The organism is Prochlorococcus marinus str. MIT 9313 (assembly GCF_000011485.1).
GTDB classification, from domain to species: Bacteria; Cyanobacteriota; Cyanobacteriia; order PCC-6307; family Cyanobiaceae; genus Prochlorococcus; species Prochlorococcus marinus_D.
This window is the reverse complement of sequence record NC_005071.1, coordinates 1,292,864-1,314,920: the sequence shown is the minus strand read 5'-3', so window position 1 is coordinate 1,314,920 and position 22,057 is coordinate 1,292,864. Positions and strand designations below refer to the sequence as shown.

Here is a 22,057-nt window from a genome sequence, read left to right as displayed (position 1 = left end):
CAGCCTTTAATGACTTCCATCATCCCAGCATCATCGAAAGGCCTTGGCAATGACAAAAATGCTTCGCCTGACAATGGTCAAATTGCCAATACAAGCAAGATTTCCGAGCGTATACGCGCACGGTTTGTTGCGGGAGGTGTTTCCTTTCTCGCTAACGATAATATTTCGGAATACATTCAACCAGGCGAGTTGCAAGAGCTTGAAGTAGAAGTTGCCGATCGAGTACGAGAACTACTTCAAAGCCTGTTGATTGATATTCATAATGACCACAACACAGAAGAGACAGCCGAGCGAGTTGCTCGCATGTATCTCAACGAAGTTTTTAAGGGCCGTTATCAGAAACAGCCCAAGATTACAAGTTTTCCTAACGTTAAGCAGCTTGATGAGATTTATACTGTTGGACCAATCACGATCCGTTCGGCCTGCTCCCACCACTTTGTGCCGATCATGGGTAACTGCTGGATTGGGATCAAGCCAGGGACCCGTGTGATTGGACTCTCTAAGTTTGCAAGAGTTGCCGATTGGGTATTTTCAAGACCTCATATTCAGGAAGAGGCCGTAATGATCTTGGCTGATGAAATTGAGCGGCTATGTGAGCCTCAGGGGCTTGGAATTATTGTCAAGGCAGAGCATTATTGCATGAAATTACGTGGCGTAATGGAACCCCAGTGCACCATGGTGAACTCAGTTGTGCGAGGTGTTTTCAGGCATGACTCTAGCCTTAAACAGGAATTCTTTGAGCTCGTTCGTCAGCAGGAGGCCATGCTTGCAACATAAAAGATCTCTCTAGATCTTGCCAAGAAAGAACATTTTGGCGATGGCCATGTCTGATTAACATGTGTGTATCCACTTCGCTTGTTACTAGCCAAGTGGATGAAACTCTGTCAAGCTAATTCTTGTATTTACAATTTAGAGGTCAATGCCTTCGCCTTTGTTTGCAATGGCTCTTAATCTGAGCCCATTAGCGATTGGAGTGATTGTAGTTGCAACTGTCTTGGTGTTAGGCGCGAATGTTTTTTTTGGAATTCAACAAAGACAGGAACAGCTTAACGATCAAGCTAAAAAATAATTAGCAGCAACCTTCAGTTGGGGTCTTGCTCGTCTCATTGACCAAAGTTTTAGCTAGGCATATTTTATTGATTTGATTGAAATTCTTATTGTTTGTTCGCTCTTTATTATTGAAATTCAATTTCAACCCATTGAAAAAATCTGCGGCAGCTCAAATTGTTTAAGAGCTTTGATTGCATCATTGAATCTATTTTTGCTGCTGACGTACCGCTTCAACCAGGGCCTCAACCAGTTTTAGATCCTTAATCCCTGGCGAAATCTCGAGACGGCTTGAGGCGTCCAAGCCCCATGGATTTACCTGGCTCAAAAGTTCTGGAATCCACTCTGCGGAGACACCACCCGCTAACCACCAGGGCAGTTCAAAAGAGGTTTGATGCAGCCAGTTCAGGGGAAGTCGATGGCCTGTGCCACCAAGTTGTCCAGGCCTCCATGCATCGAGAAGGAGTGCGTCGACCTGGCCTGCATAGGTATGGGCAAGGGAGAGATCCTCATGGCTACGGATGCGCAGGGCTTTCCACCACTGCGTGTTCGGGTGTTGGATGCGCAGGTTTGCGCAGTGTTCTGGCGTTTCTTGGCCGTGAAGCTGGATTGCCGAAGGTGCACCTTCTCCTTGCAGGGCTTCGGATAGGTCGGTGTCATCTGGATCAGCGACCACCCAGACTCGTTGGAGTTCTGGCTTGAAGCTGTTGAGTTGAGCGAAAAGGTCTCGTCGTTGCTGTTCTGCAACAAAGCGGGGTGAGCTTGCTACGCCGATTACGCCAATTGCTTCGACACCTAGCGCTGCAATCGATTTGGCTTGGTCAATGTTGGTAAGACCGCAGATCTTCACTGCGGTGGATGTTGGAGATCCCATAGGCAAGACCATTGGCTCGAGACTTTTCTAAGATTGGTTTGCTACTGGCCGCTGATCCGGCTCGATGGAGATGAAAGGGTGGGCGAAGGCTGGGAGCTGATGAAGATTCGGGGAATCCCTTTAAGGGTTCATCCCAGCTGGTTTGTGATCCTGTTGCTTTTTACTTGGATTTCACAAAACCAGGTGTCCGCTGCAGCTGAATCTTCGCTTCCAGCTTGGATCAGCTGGGGTCTGGGGTTGATCACGGCCCTGCTGTTGTTTTTGTCTGTTCTCCTGCATGAGCTAGGCCACTCTTTGGTTGCACTGCGTGAGGGGGTCAAGGTTCGCAGCATCACGCTTTTTTTCCTGGGAGGTGTTGCCAGCGTTGAGAGGGAGTGCTCGACACCGATGGCCTCTTTAAGGGTTGCTGCAGCGGGACCATTGGTGAGCTTGGTCTTGGCTGTTGCCTTGCTGACTGGAGGGGTGTATGCAGCTGATCACGTCAATCCGCTGCTTGCCAATCTCGTTGGTCAGTTGGGTGGGCTCAATTTGTTGCTAGCCCTTTTTAATTTGCTGCCTGGGTTGCCTCTTGATGGAGGCTTGATCCTTAAGGCTTTGGTCTGGCAGTGGACTGGCAGTCAGAGGAAGGGTGTCCAGGTCGCCACCGCAACTGGCCGTGCCCTATCTCTCTCGGCAATGGTGTTGGGGGGTTGGTTGCTCTTCTTTAAAGGTGGTGGGATTGGTGGGCTTTGGCTGTTGATGCTCGGTTGGTTTGGTCTCGGTGCATCTCGCTCTCAAACCCAGCTACTTGCCTTGCAGAAGGTCTTGCGTGAGCTCAACGTAGGCCAGGCGGCTGGGCGCAACTTCCGTGTGCTTGAAGATGACCAGTCGCTGCGCAGGCTTAGTCAGTTGCGTTTGTCTGGCAGCGAGGAGCAGTCTCCTCAGGAGTGGGTTTTGGTTTGTCGCTCTGGTCGTTGGGTTGGTTACATGACGGACCAACCCTTAAAAGAATTGCCTGTGCAGCAATGGGATCGGCAATGCCTGGCGGATCACATGAAGCCGATATCTGAGTTGCCTGCCATTGGCGAGAAAGCCCCGTTATGGCAGGCGGTGATGGCACTAGAACAGGCTGAGGAGGGCAGGCTTCTTGTCTTTAATGTCGCTGGTCTCCCTTGCGGAACATTAGATCGAATTGATCTCTCCGAAGCTGTGCTTAAGCGTCTTGGGGTAAGGCTTCCTGTTCAGTTTCTCGAAGCTGCTCGCCGTCAGAACACCTATCCCCTGGGAATGGCACTGCCTAAAGTTGTGGAGTCGATGGTCTCTGGCGGATTGGTTGAGCAGCCTGAGGCATCCAGCAGTACTTCATAGTTCGGTGCTTTGTTGGCAACTGAGCCCCATTCAGCGTTAGTGATAGGGCTCTCTTGCCAGTTCACCTCTGGCCAACAGGAGCAAAACGTTGTTTGCAGGAGATCGCTCAGCTCTTGCCTGGGGATTGATGCTGGTGCGTCGCTAGGTGGTTCGCAATCGAAGACTTCTCGCCAGAGTCTTTGAGGGGGATTCAGGATGATTTCGCCATGTTGAAGGAGATGACCCTGACGCCAGAGTTGTGCACTGCCGATGCGTTTGTGACCCTGAGAATCCACCAGATCAGCGGCTGTGGCTGTGGCGAAGCAGTTACTCTCGCTGGCCCCCCTGGCTGGGTGATCGCCAAATTGCAAAGGTAATTCGAGCTCTTTAAAGCCCCTTATGAGCCATTGACAAGCTTGTTTATAGGCTTGTTGTCTCTGGCGGGGAGGAGAGGGCCAGATCAGTGCATAAGTGAGCCCTCCTGCATGCAGGACTGCACTACCGCCACTGGGTCGGCGAACCAGCTGTAGATCTCCTCGTTTGGCTAGGGCATTCCAGTGCTCTGGCCAGTGGCGTTGGTTGCGACCAAGGGAAAGCCATGGACCTTTCCATTGATAGAAGCGCAGTGTTGGTAGTGGTTTCGCATCTGATTGGTAAGCCTCGAGCAGCACTTCATCGAGGGCCATCTGTTCTGGGCCAGACAATCGCAAAGGGGAGATCAAGCGGCCGCGACCTGGCGAGATAGGTAGGCAGGATGCGGCTGTCGGCATAGAGCAGTGATGGTGTTGTGGGATTGGCTGGTGTTTGTGCCTTTGGGGCTTTGGCCTCGCTTGAGCAACAGCCGCTCCACCTCGTTGAGTTTCTCCGGCTCACGCCAGGTGTAGTTTTTTTGAGGTAGTGGGGCTGTTGCAAAGTTGTAATCGCTAAGTGGTGGCCGCTCTATTATTGACTCATGATTTACCTGTAGATGCTCTCACTTGGCTTGCAGTGCTGAGCTTTAGTTTTTCTGCTCTTCTGATTGGATTAGAACTCGATAGGCGTTGTCATATTGTTGCTCAACATTTGTTGAGGCATGACATTGTCTACAGTTAAAAGAACGTTCTCATCTGAAGACGATAAAGGCATGCTTTGTGTGATTCCACCAAAGCTGAAGACATCATGATCAGCGGCGATCGGTTCTCCAAAATCTTGGGCATGCTCAAAGTTAGTGGTAACTTTATTTGCGAGCAATCCTTTGTCGAAGTTTGTCAGTTCGTCAGTGCCTTCAATCTGGGCAGAGGTGTTGTTGCCTTGCAATAATAAATTGTCTACAATTCTATTCTCTAATGAAGTTGTTACAACCTCTTCAAGTAGATATTCAGAAGCTAAATGAGGATCAACTTGGTTAATCAGTGAATCAAGGTTGTAGGCATTTGCGGTAGTCCACCATGGTGTTCTGCCGGGGTCCTCCAGTCCTGGATAAGGCGTGATGTTATTACCCGTCACCCAATCCCAAAAACTATCCCACCAGCCCCCTTCGCCTTCATCCTCTCCACCTGCATGACTTCCAAGATTGCTTCTTGCCCCTTCAATTTGTCCTTCAGTGGGATCACCGTATGCATGATCTTCTTCGCTAATCTCTTCCCCATTCCTCCAATAAGTGTTTTCACCATTGGGATCTGTCTCGGTTGTGTATGTATCTTCCCCTTCAGTGGTTATTGTAAATAGACTGCCACCATCGTGCCAAATAGTAGTTTCTTGTCCAACATGTACATGTATGTCGTCATGTTCATTGTTGTGTCCAGACATTCCTCCACGAATGGTAGACCATAGATTTTCCATCCTTGCATCCCTATTGTTAATGAGCCTATCCGCGATATCGGTTGAAACGGCAGCATCAGGATTAATAGGTTGGATGAGATCGTTTTCGATTTCCAGTGGCTGAGTCAAGTTGATTTCTGGAATGCGAATATTGCCGATGTCAATCAAATCAGATGACTTGATCTTTGGATTCTTGATAGGATCTAATAGATTAGAGTCTAGCAATTGGTTGCCGTAGTTTTTCCCCCATCCACTGTTAACTAGAGATGAGGCCTTGGTAAGGTTGAAATTAAAATTGCTATTATTATTGTCAAGCCAATTCGTTGCTTTTGGGTGGATGCTTGGCACTTTATTCTCTAATTCAAATGTCATTGCATGATCCTCGCGCTTCCTTGTTATGTCTTCCCAATTAGCTTTGACTTGATTGCGAACGAGGTTGTTGTTAATCATTATTTTAAAGGGTTGATGAGTTTCAGAGGCTTTCGCCTCCTAATGCACATACCCTCTCTCCGCGCAATCAATCTGGTTGTGACCCGTCTCAACTAATCCTGTGATCTTGATCACAGTTGAGTAGTGGCATTCATCTTCTGTTTGATAGAGCAGTTTCGGTCTATTAGTGATGGGCAGTCTTGCTTTGTGAATTAGGCCTACATTTGGATCAGCGCAAAGCTTGCCTAACCGATGTGATGCAACTCAAGGTTTGGTGGATGGTCTAAGAGGAGCTGCCAGCCAATAGCGGAGGCTGAACGATCAAAACTTTCTCCTCTTTCATCTATCAAGCCATGCGCTGTTCCATTGATCTCTCCATCGCGAAGCCGCTCTCCACTTGGATCATTTTTTCTCAATGCTGCCTGGATGGCTTGTTGCTAACAAGCAGCGACCCAAGAATCTGCAGTTCCGCTCAGATAGGTAAGCCTCCCTGTAGCTAACGGCAACAACTCAAGTCTTGGCGCATCAACTCCCGGGCGAGTCTTAGTTACACAGGCGCCGCAACAATGGAAGCTGTGGGTCACCTGCGGCGTGGTTGCGGTGAGCAGTTCGGCGTGTTCGCCGAAACAGAAGCCAACCACTAGGCAGGATGCAGCTGTCGGCATCGAGCAGTGATGGTGTTGTGGGATTGGCTGGTGTTTGTGCCTTTGGGGCTGTTGGCTGGTGGTCTGGCTGGTCTGCTGGGCATTGGCGGCGGTCTGATCTTTGCGCCCCTCCTGCTGTGGATGGGGCTTAGCCCTCATCAGGCTTTGGCCACCAGTACTTTCGCCATTGTTCCTACTGCGTTGAGTGGCAGCCTGACCCACCTCTTCGCTGGAGGATTTCAGCTTCAGGCTGGATTGAGCATCGCAGTGGCCGCATTTTTGTCTTCACTGCTGTTCAGCAAGATTGGTTTAGATGTTTCTGGCTGGCTTTTACTGACGTTTCAGGTGGGGCTCTATCTCGTGGTGGCTGCCACGATTCGTTCAGAGCCTCAGCAAGCAGCTCAGCAGCTCAAATCCACTCTTTTTTTGCCGGGTCTTGCGCTCGTTGGCGGTGTCGCAGGATTTTCCGCAGGCTTGCTTGGTTTGGGGGGTGGTTTGTTGATGGTGCCTTTGATGGTGAATGGCTTGGCTGTTCCTATTCACTTGGCGATCCGTTTAAGCACCCTGGCTGTGACATGTTCAGCGACTGCGGCCTCTTTACAGTTTCTTAGCGAGGGTCGGGGCTCTGTAGGGATTGGGCTGTTGCTCGGTGGCGTGGCGGCTCTGGCCGCTCATTGGTCAGCGTCTCGACTTCAACGGGTTTCTGGCAAGAGTTTGGCATGGATGTTGAGAACACTCGTGCTGTTGCTTGCTTTTGGCACTGGCCGTCAGGCCCTGATCCTTGCGATGGGGCATTAACTATTCCTAGTGCAAGTTTCAGTGCTAAGCCCCGCGTTTCAAGAGCCCATGTTTTTTGCTGCAAGGCGTTATTGATGAGTTGATCTCAGGAACCCTTTCCCTCCGAGAAAGTCGCTGCGAGAGCTTGCTCTCAATGGGCTTTGAGAGGCGTCTTTCTAGTCAGTGGATGGTGGGGAGATTGATCGATCAATGCCATTCGACGGAGGAGTTGCCATTGATAGGTGTGACAGGCCTTTGCGAAGACTGGTCTTAGGTACCGTTTTGCGAGGAGAATATGGATGCTTCTAGCGTTCCCCTTCCATCATGGGCATCACTGATATTGCAAATGTCGACTTGGCCGGTTTGTGCCTCGTGGTTGTTTTTCATTGCGGTGTGCTAGCTCTTCGCCTTGGCGTAACCCTTCATGAGGCTTGATTGAGGCCCTAAAACTAATTGGGTCTAGCCCCTTGGCAGTTGAGGTTTGCTGCGCTACAAGCGGTCAACCGTTGAATAAACTTGGGCTCCTCCCTGGCTAGACCCAGGTCAAAACAGAAAAGCACAGCTCGGCGACGCCGTAAGCAGATGCATCCTGAGGTGATGGATGCAGTCACCATGGCGTCTACGTTGCAGCTGCAAGAGCAGCGCAGAGAGATTAATTTCAGCCTTTTGGCATTGACCATGAAGCTTGGACTGGTTTCTCTTTGTGTTGTGACTCTGGTCAAGCTCTCAATCGCTTATCAGGAACGTCTTGATCGTCATGGTGAACTTGTCGCCGTCTTGAACCTTGAATCTGCTCAGCTGAACACCCTTCAGCAACGTTTTGATCGCTTGTTCACCCTTGGAGGCGGCATTCGTCTGATGGACGAGCATGATCAGTGGATCGCCCCGAATCGCTTGAGGGTCATCTGGCGCTGAGTTTTGTTTTGCTTGCGTCGAGAGTGAAGCTCAGCGCTTAGTTTTATAGCTATACCAACCTGCTGCTCTCAAGGCTGCGTCGATGGCTTCTTCTCAAGCTTCTCCAGGCACCGTCTTAATCACGGGCACGACCTCTGGCGTCGGGTTGTATGCCTGCAAGGCACTCGTCTATCGAGGCTGGCAGGTGATCACTGCAAATCGACATCCATTGCGAGCTGTTGCCGCTGCCGAGAGGGTTGGTATTCCAGCCGCTCAACTTACTCATCTAAGGATGGATTTGAGTGATCTCCAGAGCGTTCGCGATGGAGTCGAGACCCTTCTCGGCTCGCTTGAGCAGCCGCTGGATGCGCTTGTTTGTAATGCCGCGGTCTATCAGCCCAGGCTGCGCAAGCCGAAACGCTCAGCTCAGGGCTATGAGCTTTCGATGGCAACCAATCATTTCGGCCATTTCTTGCTGATTCAACTTTTGCTTGAGAACCTCGGCAAAGCAAAAGTCTTTCAATCAGCGCGTGGCTCTTATTTGTCTGCTGCCCGAGTGGTCATTCTTGGCACAGTTACTGCTAATTATAAGGAGCTTGGCGGCAAGATCCCGATCCCTGCACCGGCTGATCTGGGTAATCTTTCAGGTTTTGAACAAGGCTTTCATGCGCCTATCAGTATGGCGAGTGGCAAAAGCTTCAAGCCTGGCAAGGCATATAAAGACAGCAAGCTCTGCAACATGATCACCACGCAGGAGCTTCACCGGCGTCTACATGAACAATCAGGGATTTTATTTACCTCTCTTTATCCTGGTTGTGTGGCTGATACACCGTTATTCCGCTACACACCAAAAATCTTCCGGTTTTTGTTTCCTATATTCCAGAGGCTGATTACTGGTGGATATGTCACCCAGGCCAAGGCTGGGCAGCGGGTTGCACAGGTTGTAACTAATCCAGAGTTTGGTGTATCAGGTGTGCATTGGAGTTGGGGCAATCGTCAGAAGAAGAACCGCGAAAGTTTCCGACAGGAACTATCGGAAAGGGCGACAGATCCCATCACCGCAAAACGGGTCTGGGAATTGTCGATGAAATTGGTTGGTTTGACTTAAATGATCAAGGGCTTTGCTCCTTTTAGAGGTTAGTCAAAGCCAAGTAGGTCAAAAATTTCACGATCTTTGAGAGGTTCCGCTTCAAGAGGCTCAACATTATCGAGCATTTTTTGTGCTAGTGAAAGATATTCATTTTGACATTCCATTACCCCCTCGTCTGATGAGTCCATCTCGAAAATTGTGCATTTCTTAAGTCTTGATCTACGTATTGCATCAACGTTTTTAAAATGAGCCATAGTTTTCAGCCCTGTCTGTTGATTAAATTTTTCTATTTGATCTAATTCGGCAGAACGATTTGCAATGACTCCGCCAAGGCGAACTTTGTAGTTCTTAGCTTTGGCGTTAATTGCAGCGACAATGCGATTCATCGCAAAGATCGAATCAAAGTCGTTAGCGGTGACGATTAAGCAGTAGTTGGCATGTTGCAAGGGTGCAGCGAAGCCGCCACACACCACGTCTCCAAGGACATCGAAGATCACCACATCGGTGTCTTCCAGCAGGTGATGCTCTTTAAGCAGCTTTACGGTCTGCCCAGTCACGTAACCACCGCAACCGGTGCCGGCTGGAGGCCCCCCACTCTCGACACACTTGACTCCATTGAAGCCTTCAAACATGAAGTCATCTGGTCGCAACTCTTCGCTATGGAAATCAACCTCTTCAAGGATGTCGATCACCGTAGGCACCATGCGATGCGTAAGCGTGAACGTACTGTCGTGCTTGGGATCACAACCAATTTGCAGTACTCGCTTGCCGAGTTTGGAGAATGCGGCTGAAAGATTGGAGGAGGTGGTGGATTTACCAATTCCGCCTTTCCCATAGACCGCGATTACCAGGGCCCCTTCCTGAATGCGAACAGAAGCATCCTGTTGAACTTGCACACTGCCTTCACCATCGGCTGGTCGTGTCAGGGTCGTGGTCATTGAGTGATCTTGCTCAAGTTCTTATTGTTATTCAAGGCCAATGGATCTATCTCTGCTGGTTCCTAACAAATTCGATACAACTGCTCCCATGGTTTGCTTGCTTTTCGAGACAAAGGCATTCACTATTGGGCAAAGGGAATGAGTGCAAACACTCATTCCCTTTGCCCAATGTAATGACTAGAAGATTCTTTATTTTTTCTGATAGTCAAGCCCGGAAGTGGACTTTTGCGTCGTAAACGGTTTCGCTGTCGATACATCTGCAACCAGCCTGGCGCGCATACTTTTCCGTATTGCGGCGAACCTTTCCGCGTACAAAGAAGGGGATCTTTGCGAGCTCTGCTTCTCCCTCTGGGGTCCAGAGAGGTGATTCCTCAGATGAGGAATCTGCATTTGATTGCGTTGATGGATTGGTTGCTGCTTGGCTTTGTTGTTGTTCCGTTTGGCTCTGATGTCCGCCTAGGTGCCCTAGGTGGCTTTGATGGCCATCCACAAATTCAAAGTCATGGCGGAACATACCGATTAGATGCTCCTCAAGGCCCATCATCAATGGATGCACCCAGCTATCGAAAATGACGTTTGCACCTTCCCATCCCATTTGTGGGCTGTATCTGGCAGGGACGTCTTGCACGTGCATCGGTGTGCTGATGACTGCACAGGGAATACCCAGTCGTTTGGCGCTGTGCCGCTCCATCTGTGTGCCAAGCACAAGTTCGGGAGCTGCCTCTGCCATGGCAGCTTCCACGGCAAGGTAGTCATCGCTGATGAGTGCTTCAAGTCCTAGTTCTTTGGCTGCAGCTCGCACCGGTCTGGCCATTTCGCGGCTGTAGGTGCCAAGACCCACCACTTTGAAACCGAGCTCTTGATCAGCAATCCTTGCTGCGGCAAGGGCATGGGTGCCATCGCCAAAAATGAACACGCGCTTGCCGGTGAGGTAGTTGGAATCCACAGACTGTGAATACCAAGGCAGTCTCGATTGCTCTGCACCTTCGCCTGGATTGGGTGCAGGCATCTCTAGCAATTGATGGAGTTCCTCTAAAAAGTCTTTGGTCGCACCCACTCCGATCGGCACTGTTTTGGAGAACGGCATGCCGTAATTGCGCTCAAGCCAGAGACAAGTTGCTTCTGCGATTTCAGGGTAAAGACAGACATTCAGATCAGCATTGGGCAGCCGCATTAGATCGGCTGGTCTTGCTTCAAGTGGAGCAACAACATGTACATCAATGCCGTGTTGATTGAGCAGTTTTTCCAATTCGAGAATGTCGTCTCTACAGCGGAAGCCAAGCAGGGTTGGGCCCAAGAGATTCACTCTGGGCCGGCGTCCTTGGCTTTTCCATGCAGCAGGGCTATGACTGACGCCAGATTGCTCAGAAGGCTGCTTGCTGAGGATGCCTCGCACGAGTTGATAGAACGTTTCTGAGGCTCCCCAATTTTCTTTCTTGCTGTAGGCCGGTAGTTCTATACCCACAACAGGCATGTTGAAACCCATGCCTGAAGCAAGCGAGCCGGGTTGGTCTTGAATGAGTTCAGCGGTGCAGCTTTCACCCACTAAGAGTGCTTCGGGGTTAAAGCGCTCCACTGCTTCATGCAGATGACCTTTGACCAATTCAGCCGTATCTCCTCCTAGATCCCTGGCTTGAAAGGTGGTGTAGGTCACGGGTGGCCTGCGTCCGCGCCGCTCGATCATCGTGAACAGCAGATCCGCGTAAGTGTCTCCTTGCGGAGCATGCAACACATAATGCACTCCTTCCATCGAGGAAGCGATGCGCATGGCTCCTACGTGAGGAGGCCCTTCATAGGTCCAGAGAGTGAGTTCCATTGGTTTTTTAGACGCTTACGAGGAGTTGGTTGTTGAGAAGGTTGCGGCGATGCAGTGGCCTTGCAAACAGTTCGGCGAGGTCTGCGGCTTGATCAATGCCGTGGATGGGGCTAAAGATCAATTCGATTGACCATTTCGTAGCAATCTCTTCCGCTTCAAGGGGATTTGCCAAACCCATACCGCAGACAACTAGATCGGGCCGCTGCTCCCTAACCCTGTCGAGCTGCTTCTCGACATGCTGTCCTTCCATTACTGGAGTGTTTTGCGGCAGCAGTTCCAATTCAGACTGCATCATCTCTCGATTGAGATAAGGAACTCCAACTTCTACAAGTTCCATTCCACATTCTCTGTGAAGGAAACGCGCTAGTGGAATTTCTAACTGGGATTCAGGCATCAGGAAAATTCGCTTTCCAGCCAGTTGCTCTTTGTAGGGCGATAAAGCCTTTTGGGCGCGCTCGATTAATGGCGCAAGAGTATTTGCGACGTGATTGTTGTTGATGCCAAAAGCTTTGGCTGCCGCTTCCATCCAGAGTCGGCTTCCCTCAGCTCCCAGAGGGAAAGGCGCTTGAAGGATCTCGGCGCCTCTGTCTTTGAGTTCCCTAGCCGTGTCAGTTAAGTAGGGCTGGGTTAGCAGAACACGGGTGCCAGGCCCTACGGATGGCAGATCAGTCGACTGCCTGGGCGGCAAGCTGGACACTGAGGGGATGCCCAGGCGTTCGAATAAATGGATGAGACGATCTTCAACCGCGTTGGCCATGGTGCCAACAAGCAGAAGCTGGGCTTCGTTGCTGTTGGGCATCAACGGCACCATGGCTTTGAGCGCACCGTCCTCACCTTGGGTAAAGGTGGTTTCAATTCCGCTGCCTGAGTAATTCAGCACGCGTACGCGACCTTGAAGCTCTCCATTGAGTCGCTCGGCCACTCTTGCCAGATCTAACTTGATCACTTCGCTGGGGCAGGAACCCACCAGAAAGAGGGTGCGAATTTCTGGGCGCCGAGCCAGTAAATCGTTCACCACTCGATCGAGCTCATCATGAGCATCTGCCAGCCCCGCGAGGTCTTTCTCCCCCAAGATTGCGGTGCCAAAACGCGGCTCGGCAAAGATCATCACGCCTGCGGCGCTTTGGATGAGGTGGGCGCAGGTGCGAGAGCCCACAACGAGGAAGAAGGCATCCGGCATGCGCCGATGTAGCCAAACAATTGAAGTCAATCCGCAGAAAACCTCCCGCGGTCCGCTTTCTTTTAGAAGCGTGGCGCTGCCCATGGGCTGCTTGAAGAGCTCTCTACCAAGTTGCCGAGTTCATGGCCAACTCTTAATTAGCAACTAAAACTCTTTGGGATCGAGGGGAAGCTTTTTGCTTGAGGGGCCTGACAAATTGCTTCTCTCTTAAGTCAGTCGGGGCTCATAGCCAGATATTGTTTTGTTCAAGTCAAGTGGGTAGGAGCACTACGTTTTGGCATTGATCCATGGATTTCATTTGCGCAATGTTCGCGGAGATCTATTAGGCGGATTGACCGCTGCGGTGGTGGCGCTGCCTTTAGCCCTCGCATTTGGCAATGCTGCCCTTGGCGATGGAGGCGCGATCTACGGCTTATACGGAGCGGTGATTGTTGGCTTCTTCGCAGCGCTGTTTGGCGGCACTCCATCTCAGGTCAGCGGCCCCACTGGTCCGATGAGCGTCACCGTGGCAGGAGTAGTCGCCGCTCTTGCTGCTGTTGGTATCTCCACAGCGTTGCCAACGGTTGATGGCCCAGGCGAGCTTTTGCCCCTGGTGATGGCCGCAGTTGTTGTGGGAGGTCTATTCCAAATTCTTTTTGGGGTCTTACGACTGGGTCGTTACATCACGCTTGTGCCCTATTCAGTGGTGTCTGGCTTCATGTCTGGGATTGGGGTGATCATCCTCATTCTTCAGATTGGACCTCTCTTTGGCATCTCAACCAAGGGCGGTGTGATTGCTTGCCTTACGCAGTTATCGGCAAACTTTCAACCCAACTGGGGTGCGGTAGCAGTGGCTGTGATGACCTTGGCCATTGTCTTTTTGGCACCTCGGCGACTCACCGAGGTGGTGCCTTCACCGTTGTTGGCTTTGTTGATCGTTACGCCTCTCTCGGTTGTGCTGTTCAATGACGCGAACCTTTCAGCCCGAGGCATCGATGAGCTGCCGCGTATCGGCACGATCCCTGAAGGCGGCCTGGGCTTTTCTTTGCCCAGCTGGGACCCAGCATTTCTTCCTTTGATCATCAAATCAGGCTTAGTGCTTGCAGTGTTGGGAGCAATCGATTCGCTGTTGACATCCCTTGTTGCAGACAACATTACCCAGACTCGTCATAACTCTGACCGAGAGCTGATTGGCCAAGGAATTGGCAACTCTCTTGCTGGGCTGTTTAACGGATTGCCTGGCGCCGGTGCAACGATGCGGACGGTGATCAATGTCAAATCTGGAGGCAGCACGCCACTCTCTGGAATGGTGCATTCCATCGTGCTGTTGATTGTTTTGTATGGAGCAGGTCAGTTCGCGGCTTTAATTCCAACTGCCCTGCTTGCAGGAATATTGGTCAAGGTAGGTCTCGACATCATTGATTGGAGCTTCTTACTTAGAGCTCATCGCCTCTCGATTAAGACAGCTGTTGTCATGTATGGCGTCTTGCTGATGACAGTTTTCTGGGATTTAATCTCAGCAGTTTTGGTTGGTGTGTTTGTTGCAAACCTATTAACAATTGATTCGTTGACACAGGCTCAATTGGAAGGAATGGATGCCGATAACCGTTTGATGGATGGTGATTTTGACAACAAATCAACTGGTGCTGCTGCTAATACTGAAGAGCCATCTTTGCCCCCTTCAGAACAAGCATTGCTTGATCGTTGTGGCGGGCAGGTGATGTTATTTCGCCTGCGCGGACCATTGAGCTTTGGAGCTGCTTCGGGGATCACAGAACGAATGGCTTTGGTACGTAATTACAAGGTTTTGATCCTTGACATTACTGAAGTTCCTCGGCTTGGCATTACTGCCACTTTGGCCATTGAACAGATGGTTCAAGAGGCAAAAAACCATTCAAGGAAAGCTTATGTTGTGGCTGCAAACGAGAGGGTCCGAAACAGACTTGAGAAGTTTGATGTGCAAGGGTTGATGACTAATCGAACTCAAGCCCTTGAAGCCGCCCTGGCTGACTTATAAGAGCAAGTGAGAACTTATTAGAGATCCCAGCTTCATGAGACCACCTTCATGGGATTGGGATCTTTGATAAAAACAATGATACAATCTTCCTTGTAAAATCTTCAGATTTGAATGGTCTGAAAAATTTTCTACTCTTCTTTTAGTCACATCTTGCCAAGTCATTATCTAAAACAGACCAGATTTCCCTGCAACTTCTTTATATGATCACAGCAACCGCAACAGCACTTGACGCAGGGCTCGTACTGGCCAATGTTTTATCACCAAAGGTTTTATTTTTTTTCTTGGGTGCGATTGCGGTTTTATTGAATGCTGACCTTGAGATTCCTGCGCCGCTGCCGAAATTATTTTCACTTTATCTGTTGATGGCCGTTGGCTTTAGGGGTGGCATGGCTTTGGCGAAAGATGGTCTCGGTGGCCAAGTCATCATAACTATTGCTGTTTCTGTGTTAATGGCGGCGGTCATCCCGTTGATTTGCTTCTGTATTTTGCGATTGAGGTTTGATGTCTTTAATGCAGCAGCAATATCAGCGACATACGGCTCAATTAGCGCAGTGACCTTTATCGCTGCTGAGAGTTTTCTTCAGGCTCAAAATATTTCTTATGACGGATTTATGGTGGCCCCACTGGCGTTAATGGAATCACCGGCAATCATCGTTGGCTTGGTCCTAGTTCGGCTTGGTTCCCGTCAGGCACGTCCTGGTTCTGATGGAATGAATTGGCGCAAGGTTCTGCATGAATCGATGCTGAATGGCTATGTCTATTTGATTGCAGGTAGCCTTGTAATTGGTTTCATTGCTTCTATCTATAGCCCTGCTGGTGTAGAGAAGATGGAACCATTCGTTTATAAGTTTTTCTATGGAGTCTTGTGCTTCTTCTTGCTGGACATGGGAATCGTTGCGGCGCAGCGTTTTAAGGACCTCAAAAAAGCAGGAGCGTTTCTTATCTTTTTTGCCATTCTGATGCCAATGTTCAATGCGTTAATCGGAGGCCTTGTTGCTAGGGCACTTGGTTTAGGCTATGGCAATGCACTCTTGTTTATTATTTTGTGCTCTAGTGCCTCATATATTGCCGTCCCTACGGCAATGCGAATGACAGTTCCAGAGGCCAACCCAAGGTATTACATTTCTAGCGCCTTGGGATTAACTTTCCCTTTTAATCATACGATTGGGATTCCACTATATATGGGTTTGGTTTACAAGTTAATCCCTGCATCAATTTAAAATCATGAAGCGACTAGATTTAATTGTAAGCGAGAGAGAGCTTGAGTCAGTGATTAAAGCTCTTGATGAAGCTGGGGCACCTGGCTATTCAGTCATTAGGCCTGTCACTGGTAGAGGGCCTGATACTTATGTGACAGAGGGCATGGATTTTAGTGGCCTTGGGGCAAATGCTCATGTGATTGTCTTTTGCGAGATAGAAGTTCTTGAGAAGTTGCGTGTATCGATAAACCCCATACTTAATTATTATGGTGGCGTAGCTTATGTTGCGGAGGCTTCTCCACTCTGACAATCTTTTGAAAACATAAACGTTGACGATATGAGTATTGTGCGGCTTAGTAGTAGCCGCAATTGATGCCGCCTTAAAGGTTTAAGTTTTTCCCCTCACGCTAGAGGGGTAACTTTTTCTTTGAAGTTAGCTTGATTGATGTGAGAGTACCTATTCTCTTGCTGGTAACCAAGTCATGGCTGAATGCAATTATTTCAACTGGCAAGGAAAGAAATAATTAAAATATCGCATGTGAATCTAAATATAAGCTTCTAAAATAAAGTGGTTTTTTCAATGACTTCTCCCCTCTCTACCATTAGAACAGTATTAGTGGTGTTATTTAGATGTTGTCAAGAGATACTCGCCTGCGTTTGCAAGAGATTCTTGCTCGAGTCGCAAGCGATCAGCCCGTTAGCTTAAGTGAACGGATTTATATTCATAAGTTTGCTGACCGAAACCAGACTGTTGCAACCTGGTTGCATAGAGCGAGGAGAGAACAACAGAAATTGCAACCTCAAGATGGTATTGATCAGTTGCTCGATGCTCTTCAACTTGGCTCGTCCGAACCAGATGATCACTACTGCTCGGAGGATGACGACCTTGGCGAATGGTTTGGCGGAGCTCCGTCCTGGTTAGGTAGGAGCTGATCTTCAATTGTAGGTTTTTCTATCACAATGCAATCTGTCTGCACTTAGATTTTTTTTAATTGCAGACGAAACATGACTAAATTTACGAGAATCGATTTTTTGGATTGATGGCTGCAGTTCGCTTTTTATCGTCTGTTTTGGCTTGATCTCTCACTCTTGCTTCTTGTGAGTCATCTAGCCAGAAAGCAACCAATGATGAAATCCAAGTGGCTGATTATGCTGAGCTGGTGTGCTCTGCTCGAAATCAAGTTGATCAGGCTGTAGCGGTGGTCAATGCGCTGACTCCTGAACCCACGATTGCCCAGGCTGAATTCAGTGAGTATCGTGACCAGGTGAAGATCTTCTGCGACGCTGTCGAGGAGATACGTGAGTAGAAGGATCTGACTCTTGCTGAAGCTGCTGATCAGCAAAAGGGCAAAGTGGCTCCTGTGATTGAGGCCAGAGAACAATTGATGGCAACCACGATCTGCATCGATGTTGAACAGTCGGCCAAAGGAGAGTCAGACGATGAAGAGGAGTCAGAAGATGAATGATTAAAGATAATCTCTTCTGGAGATTGATCAGTTTGATGATTAATTTTTAAGGGATTCAAAGGCGGCGACGGAATCCATCGCCGCTGAATCCATCAACATTGCGCTCTGGAGTTTTGTCGGAACTGCTGAGCTTCCAAACGTTTCTGCTGACTCGCCTTGCGATCAGCCCTCCTCGTCTGACTTCCTTTGAGCCGGGTCTAGCGCCAAGAAGTTTTGACACCTCAGCTGTGCTAAGTGGAGCACCAGTTTGAATGGCCAAAGATGTGAGCTCGAGGCGTTGTCGCAGAGCTAAAAGATCGGCTTGTCCGCCAGTCTCAGCTTGAGACCATGTCCATTCACTTGCACCTTCCCGCATTTTTTGCATCAGGCCCAAACCAATTAAACCCAAGGCTTGCTCTGCTTTTAGGTCTGTTGGAAGGTTTGTAGATTCAGATTTTTTTTCTTGCATGGTGGCCATAGTCCATCCCAATCATTGATTTGGACGGTATCGGCTCTAAGGCCACTTGCAAGAGCAGTGCATTTGAAAGATATGTTCAATCACAAGGTATTATCCCCGCCATGCAGCGATTTGCGGGCTTAGAAATTCGGGAGCGGCGTCAAGGTGGAAGCTCGCTGGTGACAGGAACTGAGGTTTTGCCTCAGGCCTCAGGGGCAAGCTGCGTCATTACGACTGATTCGGAGACAGCAAGGGTTGGCCGTCAAAATAGTCATGTGCAGCAAATTGAATTGCGCACGTATGTTTTCCTCGATTCACTTCAGCCTCAGCTAGCTGCCTACATGGGCACGGTGAGTCAAGGCTTTTTACCGATTCCTGGTGATGCTTGCCTGTGGATGGAGGTCTCACCAGGCATGGCTGTCCATCGAGTGACTGATATTGCCCTTAAGGCCAGCAATGTGCGACTAGGCCAGATGGTCGTTGAAAGGGCTTTTGGTTCTTTGGCCCTATACCACCGTGATCAGAGCACTGTGCTCCATTCCGGTGATGTTGTTTTGGATGCCATTGGCAGCACTGTTAGCCAGAGAAGTTCTTGTGATGTGAGCTGGACCGAGGTGATCCGTGCGATAACCCCAGATCACGCTGTTTTGATTAATCGCCAAAATCGTCGTGGTTCGATGATTGAAGCTGGAATGAGCATGTTCATTCTTGAAACCGAACCGGCTGGTTATGTATTAATTGCTGCCAATGAAGCTGAGAAGGCATCCAATATCACCATCGTTGACGTGAAAGGCGTGGGAGCCTTTGGCAGGCTCACATTGGCGGGGAAAGAAGGTGATGTAGAGGAGGCTGCTGCTGCTGCAATGCGAGCCATCGATCAAATCAATCGCTAGCTAAACAATCTGATCAAGTCCTAGTTGTTCTCGCAGGCAAGGGGCTAGTGCTCTAGCCGCTTTTCCTCGACTACCAAGCCTTGAAAGCTGTTGATTATTGAGTTCTCCGTAGGTGCAGTTCGCTTCGCGAACCCAAAACAGCGATTCGAACTCGCCTCCTTCATAGGCAGGCGATCTAAGTAGTTCTCCCCAGCAAATCCCCTCTGCTGCTTTAAGAAGCTTCCCCTTGGAATTGCATAGAACCATCACACTGCGGAAGCGAGCACTCCGATATGGGTTGTTTTCAAGGGCCGCAAGGATTTTCTTGATTTTTTCTTGATTGCTGGCAGCAAAGCGGGCCGAATAAAGCCCCGGGGCTCCATCCAGGGCATCAACTTCTAATCCGGAGTCGTCAGCAATGGTCCAGTTTCCAACTCGTTTTGCGACTGCTCGAGCTTTGAGTAGGGCATTGTCTAGATAAGTGGAGCCCGTTTCCTCGACATCTAGATCTTGCGGTTGCCTCTGCACATCGATTGGGAGTGGACCAAGCATTGCTTCGATCTCGGCGACCTTGCGAGGGTTTCCACTCGCAATGGTTAGCAGTGGTTTAGCCAAAATCAAAAAAACTATCGCTCTTATTCTGCTTTAGGGGGTGGAAGTTCTCTCTTGGGAAGATCTGAGGCAGGATTTTTGATTGTTTCTGCTCCCCTTGGACAAGCGATAGAAGCTTTTGGAGTCGATCAATTGAGACTTTCGCGCGGCTTGGCAACCAAATGTGGTCAAGAGCTGACAGAAAAACGAACAGTCGTTTAAAACAGTCGTAGCAAGGGTGATTAGCCGAGCTTATGGAAGGGGCTATGGATGGTGATCTCCGTTTCGGCTGAATTTGCTTGACGGAAGTTGCCTGCGCAGAGCATTCTCCTTCCCGAACATTCAATCTCCTACTACAGGTAAGCAATGGCTAGCGAAACCATGGGCATCGCCCTAGGCATGATCGAAACCCGCGGCCTCGTGCCAGCAATTGAAGCTGCTGACGCCATGACCAAGGCAGCTGAAGTGCGCCTGATTGGTCGTGAGTTTGTCGGTGGTGGATATGTCACCGTGCTCGTGCGTGGTGAGACAGGTGCTGTGAACGCCGCCGTTCGTGCTGGCGCTGATGCTTGTGAGCGTGTTGGTGACGGCCTTGTGGCAGCGCACATCATTGCTCGCCCTCATCGGGAAGTTGAGCCTGCGCTAGGCAACGGCAATTTCTTAGGTCAGAAGGACTGAGGCCTTCTGCGATGGCTCTAAGAGCTTCGCCATCTCAACCTTCTATACCGACTTAAAAGGAGCTATTCCATGAGCAAGAAGTATGACGCAGGGGTTAAGGAGTACAGAGACACCTACTGGACTCCCGATTATGTACCCCTAGACACTGACTTACTGGCCTGTTTTAAATGCACTGGCCAGGAAGGAGTACCCAGAGAGGAAGTTGCTGCGGCTGTAGCGGCTGAATCTTCAACCGGTACTTGGTCCACAGTTTGGTCAGAGCTATTAACTGATCTTGAATTTTACAAGGGCCGTTGCTATCGCATCGAGGATGTCCCTGGAGACAAGGAGTCCTTTTACGCTTTTATTGCTTACCCTCTAGACCTTTTTGAAGAAGGTTCAATCACTAACGTTCTGACCTCTTTGGTCGGTAATGTTTTTGGCTTCAAAGCATTACGCCATCTGCGTTTAGAAGATATCCGCTTCCCGATGGCCTTCATCAAGACATGCGGTGGTCCTCCTAATGGCATTGTCGTAGAACGTGATCGTTTGAATAAGTACGGTCGCCCCTTACTTGGTTGCACCATTAAGCCAAAGCTTGGCCTTTCTGGTAAAAACTATGGACGGGTTGTTTATGAGTGTCTGCGTGGTGGTCTTGACTTAACCAAAGACGACGAAAACATCAACTCTCAGCCTTTCCAGCGTTGGCGCGAGCGCTTTGAGTTTGTTGCTGAGGCTGTCAAGCTTGCACAGCAAGAAACAGGAGAAGTCAAAGGTCATTATCTCAATTGCACTGCGACAACTCCTGAGGAGATGTATGAGCGTGCTGAGTTCGCTAAAGAACTCGACATGCCAATCATCATGCATGACTACATCACTGGTGGATTTACCGCTAACACAGGTTTGGCGAATTGGTGCCGTAAAAACGGCATGCTGTTGCATATCCACCGCGCCATGCATGCGGTGATTGACCGTCATCCCAAGCATGGAATTCACTTCCGTGTGCTTGCCAAGTGCCTGCGTCTTTCCGGTGGAGATCAACTCCATACAGGAACTGTGGTTGGCAAGCTGGAAGGTGATCGTCAGACCACTCTTGGTTATATCGACAACCTGCGTGAGTCTTTTGTTCCAGAAGATCGCAGTCGCGGTAACTTCTTTGACCAAGACTGGGGTTCCATGCCTGGTGTTTTTGCTGTGGCCTCTGGTGGTATCCACGTTTGGCATATGCCAGCATTGTTGGCAATTTTTGGAGACGACTCCTGTCTACAGTTTGGTGGTGGTACTCATGGTCATCCATGGGGGTCTGCTGCTGGTGCCGCGGCTAACCGAGTGGCACTTGAAGCCTGTGTGAAAGCACGCAATGCCGGTCGTGAGATCGAGAAGGAAAGTCGCGACATCCTTATGGAAGCGGCGAAGCATAGCCCTGAGCTGGCCATCGCACTTGAGACTTGGAAAGAAATCAAGTTCGAGTTCGATACTGTCGACAAGCTCGACGTTCAGTAGAAAGTTTCATCAGAGGAGGCATCTGTCTCCTCAAAATCTTTCTTCAGATTTATTAGGCCAACACTTAGTCGTATTGGCCCTTAAACATCCACAATCCAAGGTTCACCATGCCTTTCCAGAGCACAGTTGGTGACTATCAAACAGTCGCCACCCTGGAAACCTTCGGCTTCTTACCGCCGATGACCCAGGACGAAATTTACGATCAAATTGCTTACATCATTGCTCAGGGATGGAGCCCTGTCATTGAGCACGTCCATCCAAGTGGTTCCATGCAGACCTATTGGTCTTACTGGAAGTTACCTTTCTTTGGCGAGAAGGATCTGAACATGGTTGTAAGTGAGCTAGAAGCTTGCCATCGTGCATATCCAGACCACCATGTGCGCATGGTTGGTTATGACGCATACACCCAAAGTCAAGGAACCGCATTCGTGGTATTTGAAGGCCGTTGATTTAGTTTCGGTGTCTATCTCTTAATAGCCTCGATTTATTTTCGGGGCTATTAATCAACTCTCAGAGGCGACA

At 49.6% G+C, this 22,057-nt stretch carries 26 protein-coding genes; 17 read left to right on the top strand and 9 right to left on the bottom strand.

The genetic code is table 11. The features are described from left to right. Nucleotides 1–9 precede the first annotated feature (9 nt). Both folE and AKG35_RS12935 read left to right on the top strand, forming a co-directional pair. A complete protein-coding gene (folE, locus tag AKG35_RS06560) occupies nt 10–777 on the top strand; it encodes a GTP cyclohydrolase I (RefSeq protein ID WP_011130596.1) in 768 nt (255 codons plus the stop codon). A 142-nt stretch (nt 778–919) separates the two neighbouring features. Next, nucleotides 920–1,069 carry a hypothetical protein gene (locus tag AKG35_RS12935; protein ID WP_157859851.1) on the top strand — a complete coding sequence of 50 codons (150 nt, stop codon included), beginning with the start codon at nt 920–922 and terminating at the stop codon, nt 1,067–1,069. A gap of 186 nt (nt 1,070–1,255) precedes the next feature. Here the strand turns inward: AKG35_RS12935 and AKG35_RS06555 are convergent, their stop codons facing one another. Then, nucleotides 1,256–1,933, bottom strand: coding sequence for a phosphoribosylanthranilate isomerase (locus AKG35_RS06555; RefSeq protein ID WP_011130595.1), 678 nt, complete (start codon nt 1,931–1,933; stop codon nt 1,256–1,258). Nucleotides 1,934–1,999: 66 nt separating this feature from the next. On the opposite strand from AKG35_RS06555, the gene AKG35_RS06550 reads away from it, so the two are divergent. Further along, the gene (locus AKG35_RS06550; RefSeq protein WP_011130594.1) at nt 2,000–3,268 is read left to right on the top strand and encodes a site-2 protease family protein; all 1,269 of its coding nucleotides are present in this window, start codon (nt 2,000–2,002) and stop codon (nt 3,266–3,268) included. Here the strand turns inward: AKG35_RS06550 and AKG35_RS06545 are convergent. The 3 genes from AKG35_RS06545 to AKG35_RS12930 form a co-directional block, all read right to left on the bottom strand. Beyond that, nucleotides 3,175–4,017: a lipoate--protein ligase family protein gene (locus AKG35_RS06545; protein WP_011130593.1), complete on the bottom strand. Its 843-nt coding sequence runs from the start codon at nt 4,015–4,017 to the stop codon at nt 3,175–3,177. The two genes, AKG35_RS06550 and AKG35_RS06545, sit on opposite strands and share 94 nt — an antisense overlap. Before the next feature lie 253 nt (nt 4,018–4,270). After that, a complete protein-coding gene (locus AKG35_RS06540) occupies nt 4,271–5,497 on the bottom strand; it encodes a hypothetical protein (RefSeq protein ID WP_041384499.1) in 1,227 nt (408 codons plus the stop codon). A gap of 416 nt (nt 5,498–5,913) precedes the next feature. After that, nucleotides 5,914–6,141, bottom strand: a complete 228-nt coding sequence (locus AKG35_RS12930) for a hypothetical protein (protein ID WP_157859850.1) — start codon at nt 6,139–6,141, stop codon at nt 5,914–5,916. Nucleotides 6,142–6,150: 9 nt separating this feature from the next. Between AKG35_RS12930 and AKG35_RS06535 the strand changes: the two genes are divergently transcribed. From AKG35_RS06535 to AKG35_RS06515, 5 genes are all read left to right on the top strand, one after another. Next, a complete protein-coding gene (locus tag AKG35_RS06535) occupies nt 6,151–6,918 on the top strand; it encodes a sulfite exporter TauE/SafE family protein (protein ID WP_041384497.1) in 768 nt (255 codons plus the stop codon). 55 nt (nt 6,919–6,973) lie between these two features. After that, nucleotides 6,974–7,171: a hypothetical protein gene (locus AKG35_RS13215; RefSeq protein ID WP_041384495.1), complete on the top strand. Its 198-nt coding sequence runs from the start codon at nt 6,974–6,976 to the stop codon at nt 7,169–7,171. A 50-nt stretch (nt 7,172–7,221) separates the two neighbouring features. Continuing rightward, a complete protein-coding gene (gene psaM, locus AKG35_RS06525; protein ID WP_011130590.1) occupies nt 7,222–7,332 on the top strand; it encodes a photosystem I reaction center subunit XII in 111 nt (36 codons plus the stop codon). Between the two features lie 147 nt (nt 7,333–7,479). Continuing rightward, entirely contained in the window at nt 7,480–7,812 is a 333-nt protein-coding gene (locus AKG35_RS06520; RefSeq protein ID WP_011130589.1) for a hypothetical protein, read from the top strand. A gap of 82 nt (nt 7,813–7,894) precedes the next feature. Then, nucleotides 7,895–8,899, top strand: coding sequence for a protochlorophyllide reductase (locus AKG35_RS06515; RefSeq protein ID WP_011130588.1), 1,005 nt, complete (start codon nt 7,895–7,897; stop codon nt 8,897–8,899). A gap of 29 nt (nt 8,900–8,928) precedes the next feature. Here the strand turns inward: AKG35_RS06515 and bchL are convergent, their stop codons facing one another. The 3 genes from bchL to AKG35_RS06500 all read right to left on the bottom strand — a co-directional run bounded on the left by bchL (nt 8,929) and on the right by AKG35_RS06500 (nt 12,899). Further along, nucleotides 8,929–9,819: a ferredoxin:protochlorophyllide reductase (ATP-dependent) iron-sulfur ATP-binding protein gene (gene bchL, locus AKG35_RS06510; protein WP_011130587.1), complete on the bottom strand. Its 891-nt coding sequence runs from the start codon at nt 9,817–9,819 to the stop codon at nt 8,929–8,931. A 205-nt stretch (nt 9,820–10,024) separates the two neighbouring features. Further along, the gene (locus AKG35_RS06505; protein WP_011130586.1) at nt 10,025–11,635 is read right to left on the bottom strand and encodes a ferredoxin:protochlorophyllide reductase (ATP-dependent) subunit B; all 1,611 of its coding nucleotides are present in this window, start codon (nt 11,633–11,635) and stop codon (nt 10,025–10,027) included. A gap of 7 nt (nt 11,636–11,642) precedes the next feature. After that, on the bottom strand, nt 11,643–12,899 hold the full coding sequence (locus AKG35_RS06500; protein ID WP_011130585.1) for a ferredoxin:protochlorophyllide reductase (ATP-dependent) subunit N: 1,257 nt from the start codon (nt 12,897–12,899) through the stop codon (nt 11,643–11,645). 190 nt (nt 12,900–13,089) lie between these two features. Here AKG35_RS06500 and AKG35_RS06495 point away from each other — a divergent pair, with 190 nt between their 5' ends. From AKG35_RS06495 to AKG35_RS13535, 5 genes are all read left to right on the top strand, one after another. Beyond that, entirely contained in the window at nt 13,090–14,811 is a 1,722-nt protein-coding gene (locus tag AKG35_RS06495) for a SulP family inorganic anion transporter (RefSeq protein WP_011130584.1), read from the top strand. 200 nt (nt 14,812–15,011) lie between these two features. Next, the gene (locus AKG35_RS06490; RefSeq protein WP_011130583.1) at nt 15,012–16,031 is read left to right on the top strand and encodes a sodium-dependent bicarbonate transport family permease; all 1,020 of its coding nucleotides are present in this window, start codon (nt 15,012–15,014) and stop codon (nt 16,029–16,031) included. 4 nt (nt 16,032–16,035) lie between these two features. Further along, nucleotides 16,036–16,317: a P-II family nitrogen regulator gene (locus AKG35_RS06485; protein WP_011130582.1), complete on the top strand. Its 282-nt coding sequence runs from the start codon at nt 16,036–16,038 to the stop codon at nt 16,315–16,317. Nucleotides 16,318–16,640: 323 nt separating this feature from the next. Then, nucleotides 16,641–16,943: a hypothetical protein gene (locus AKG35_RS06480; protein WP_011130581.1), complete on the top strand. Its 303-nt coding sequence runs from the start codon at nt 16,641–16,643 to the stop codon at nt 16,941–16,943. Between the two features lie 227 nt (nt 16,944–17,170). Then, nucleotides 17,171–17,317 (top strand): hypothetical protein, encoded by a 147-nt coding sequence (locus tag AKG35_RS13535; protein WP_236069559.1) that lies wholly within the window; start codon nt 17,171–17,173, stop codon nt 17,315–17,317. A 214-nt stretch (nt 17,318–17,531) separates the two neighbouring features. Here the strand turns inward: AKG35_RS13535 and AKG35_RS06470 are convergent, their stop codons facing one another. Further along, entirely contained in the window at nt 17,532–17,933 is a 402-nt protein-coding gene (locus AKG35_RS06470) for a hypothetical protein (RefSeq protein WP_011130580.1), read from the bottom strand. Nucleotides 17,934–18,034: 101 nt separating this feature from the next. On the opposite strand from AKG35_RS06470, the gene AKG35_RS06465 reads away from it, so the two are divergent. Then, on the top strand, nt 18,035–18,805 hold the full coding sequence (locus AKG35_RS06465) for a hypothetical protein (protein ID WP_011130579.1): 771 nt from the start codon (nt 18,035–18,037) through the stop codon (nt 18,803–18,805). On the opposite strand, the gene AKG35_RS06460 is transcribed toward AKG35_RS06465, so the two are convergent. Beyond that, nucleotides 18,806–19,399, bottom strand: a complete 594-nt coding sequence (locus tag AKG35_RS06460) for a non-canonical purine NTP pyrophosphatase (RefSeq protein ID WP_041385109.1) — start codon at nt 19,397–19,399, stop codon at nt 18,806–18,808. It lies immediately after the preceding gene. A gap of 342 nt (nt 19,400–19,741) precedes the next feature. Here AKG35_RS06460 and AKG35_RS06455 point away from each other — a divergent pair, with 342 nt between their 5' ends. The 3 genes from AKG35_RS06455 (at nt 19,742) to AKG35_RS06445 (ending at nt 21,984) form a co-directional block, all read left to right on the top strand. Continuing rightward, the gene (locus AKG35_RS06455; RefSeq protein WP_011130577.1) at nt 19,742–20,053 is read left to right on the top strand and encodes a BMC domain-containing protein; all 312 of its coding nucleotides are present in this window, start codon (nt 19,742–19,744) and stop codon (nt 20,051–20,053) included. Between the two features lie 69 nt (nt 20,054–20,122). Further along, nucleotides 20,123–21,535 carry a form I ribulose bisphosphate carboxylase large subunit gene (locus AKG35_RS06450; RefSeq protein ID WP_011130576.1) on the top strand — a complete coding sequence of 471 codons (1,413 nt, stop codon included), beginning with the start codon at nt 20,123–20,125 and terminating at the stop codon, nt 21,533–21,535. 107 nt (nt 21,536–21,642) lie between these two features. After that, on the top strand, nt 21,643–21,984 hold the full coding sequence (locus tag AKG35_RS06445; RefSeq protein ID WP_011130575.1) for a ribulose bisphosphate carboxylase small subunit: 342 nt from the start codon (nt 21,643–21,645) through the stop codon (nt 21,982–21,984). Nucleotides 21,985–22,057 lie beyond the last annotated feature (73 nt).

Bases quoted from the DNA above. Each gene is read 5' to 3' on its own strand.
- folE (WP_011130596.1), top strand. From the start codon at position 10: ATGACTTCCATCATCCCAGCATCATCGAAAGGCCTTGGCAATGACAAA.
- AKG35_RS12935 (WP_157859851.1), top strand. From the start codon at position 920: ATGCCTTCGCCTTTGTTTGCAATGGCTCTTAATCTGAGCCCATTAGCG.
- AKG35_RS06555 (WP_011130595.1), bottom strand. From the start codon at position 1,933: ATGGTCTTGCCTATGGGATCTCCAACATCCACCGCAGTGAAGATCTGC.
- AKG35_RS06545 (WP_011130593.1), bottom strand. From the start codon at position 4,017: ATGCCGACAGCCGCATCCTGCCTACCTATCTCGCCAGGTCGCGGCCGC.
- AKG35_RS06540 (WP_041384499.1), bottom strand. From the start codon at position 5,497: ATGATTAACAACAACCTCGTTCGCAATCAAGTCAAAGCTAATTGGGAA.
- AKG35_RS12930 (WP_157859850.1), bottom strand. From the start codon at position 6,141: ATGCCGACAGCTGCATCCTGCCTAGTGGTTGGCTTCTGTTTCGGCGAA.
- AKG35_RS06535 (WP_041384497.1), top strand. From the start codon at position 6,151: ATGGTGTTGTGGGATTGGCTGGTGTTTGTGCCTTTGGGGCTGTTGGCT.
- psaM (WP_011130590.1), top strand. From the start codon at position 7,222: ATGGGCATCACTGATATTGCAAATGTCGACTTGGCCGGTTTGTGCCTC.
- AKG35_RS06520 (WP_011130589.1), top strand. From the start codon at position 7,480: ATGCATCCTGAGGTGATGGATGCAGTCACCATGGCGTCTACGTTGCAG.
- AKG35_RS06515 (WP_011130588.1), top strand. From the start codon at position 7,895: ATGGCTTCTTCTCAAGCTTCTCCAGGCACCGTCTTAATCACGGGCACG.
- bchL (WP_011130587.1), bottom strand. From the start codon at position 9,819: ATGACCACGACCCTGACACGACCAGCCGATGGTGAAGGCAGTGTGCAA.
- AKG35_RS06505 (WP_011130586.1), bottom strand. From the start codon at position 11,635: ATGGAACTCACTCTCTGGACCTATGAAGGGCCTCCTCACGTAGGAGCC.
- AKG35_RS06500 (WP_011130585.1), bottom strand. From the start codon at position 12,899: ATGGGCAGCGCCACGCTTCTAAAAGAAAGCGGACCGCGGGAGGTTTTC.
- AKG35_RS06490 (WP_011130583.1), top strand. From the start codon at position 15,012: ATGATCACAGCAACCGCAACAGCACTTGACGCAGGGCTCGTACTGGCC.
- AKG35_RS06485 (WP_011130582.1), top strand. From the start codon at position 16,036: ATGAAGCGACTAGATTTAATTGTAAGCGAGAGAGAGCTTGAGTCAGTG.
- AKG35_RS06480 (WP_011130581.1), top strand. From the start codon at position 16,641: ATGTTGTCAAGAGATACTCGCCTGCGTTTGCAAGAGATTCTTGCTCGA.
- AKG35_RS06470 (WP_011130580.1), bottom strand. From the start codon at position 17,933: ATGGCCACCATGCAAGAAAAAAAATCTGAATCTACAAACCTTCCAACA.
- AKG35_RS06465 (WP_011130579.1), top strand. From the start codon at position 18,035: ATGCAGCGATTTGCGGGCTTAGAAATTCGGGAGCGGCGTCAAGGTGGA.
- AKG35_RS06455 (WP_011130577.1), top strand. From the start codon at position 19,742: ATGGCTAGCGAAACCATGGGCATCGCCCTAGGCATGATCGAAACCCGC.
- AKG35_RS06450 (WP_011130576.1), top strand. From the start codon at position 20,123: ATGAGCAAGAAGTATGACGCAGGGGTTAAGGAGTACAGAGACACCTAC.
- AKG35_RS06445 (WP_011130575.1), top strand. From the start codon at position 21,643: ATGCCTTTCCAGAGCACAGTTGGTGACTATCAAACAGTCGCCACCCTG.